The 1,288-nt window shown below is 33.0% G+C and carries 2 protein-coding genes; one reads left to right on the top strand and one right to left on the bottom strand.

The window, feature by feature from the left end; genetic code table 11:
• Positions 1–229: 229 nt before the first annotated feature.
• Positions 230–439, bottom strand: a complete 210-nt coding sequence (locus BUB85_RS20865; RefSeq protein ID WP_073113385.1) for a hypothetical protein — start codon at positions 437–439, stop codon at positions 230–232.
• A gap of 500 nt (positions 440–939) precedes the next feature.
• Between BUB85_RS20865 and BUB85_RS20860 the strand changes: the two genes are divergently transcribed.
• Positions 940–1,197, top strand: coding sequence for a hypothetical protein (locus BUB85_RS20860; RefSeq protein ID WP_073113384.1), 258 nt, complete (start codon positions 940–942; stop codon positions 1,195–1,197).
• Positions 1,198–1,288 lie beyond the last annotated feature (91 nt).

Genomic DNA, 1,288 nt, shown 5'->3' with positions numbered 1-1,288 from the left:
GTGATGATGAATACTTCTTCCTTAAACTGTTTGATATCAGCAGGAAGACTTATGTCAGAAATCCTTTATCCCACAAAATTTGTGATTGAGCCTTTATTTGAATGCACAAAAAAAGAGGTGTGAAAACCGCCAGACTTCTCTGGTTATGTTTTCACACCTCTCCTAGACATCATTTTGATTCTAGCTATGTGATGGAACTAATTCAATTGTATGCTTCTTCGGAAAATGGTTATAAATAAAACTTACCATTCACAGCCCCTTCTAAAAGCTTCTTTTCTGTGATTCGTTTTAAGATTAATGCTCGTTTACAGTGACTGTGATCGCATTTAATAATTGCGTTTGGTAAAATCAATGCGTTTTCATCTCCTGTAACTTTGTAAGAGACATGTAAGAATTTCTTACAGTTCTTACAGTAGAAATCAATGATCGTTTCTTGCATGTGTGCACCTCCAATAAGATAAGTTGATAATCTTGAATTGAGGAAAAGGGATTTATCAGTCACCTCGCAGGTTAGTTCTGTAACCGTTTGATCTGGCGGTTATCGAAGTAGATTTTCCGTAGTACCGAAGTCCGTACCTCTACTGCGCAATCTTCTTTGCTGATCACATCAGTTCCCCGAAAAGCAAACTGGTGTTCTGGCAATAATATACCACCACCAACATATTAATGCAACGGTTTTTGCAAACATATGTTCTTGCTTAATCTCCTTTTCTTTGTATCCCACTATAGCATCTATTTTGAAATACTTCAAATTCAGTATTTGTATTTCGTTTTTTCTTCGCAATACGTCTTGTATTTTTTTATTATTTCAGTTATACTTATAAATACATAAGATTTATTTCATTGTATTCATTTGCATATGATATCAATTATTTTTTGTATTTCAACCTTATGTGTAAGTAGCAAAAAAAAATGAAAATGTATTTCATGGAGGTGTAAATGAAGAATTTAAATAAATTTGTGGAATTTGATTTTCAGAATTATTCAGAAACCGATTGCCGTTTTGATTCATCTACAATTGAATTAGGTGTTGTAACTTATAAACTTGCAATTATGCAATGGCCTTTTACAACCGATGCTCCAAAATTGCATTTTTCATATGCAAATGGTCTTGTTTCAGATAATGCTAAAGATACTGATATTGTCAGTCAGCTTTTATCCATTTACCAAATTAAATCTTCCAACAATAAAAAGTAAGCGCAAAATAATCCTACGCTATTGACAAAATATCGCTTGCACCAAAGATAGATGCAAGCGTTTTACTCTATTTTAGTTTTGACAGCTAGCT

The organism is Hespellia stercorisuis DSM 15480, assembly GCF_900142165.1.
Lineage (GTDB): Bacteria > Bacillota > Clostridia > Lachnospirales > Lachnospiraceae > Hespellia > Hespellia stercorisuis.
This window is presented reverse-complemented; position numbering and strand designations above follow the sequence as displayed.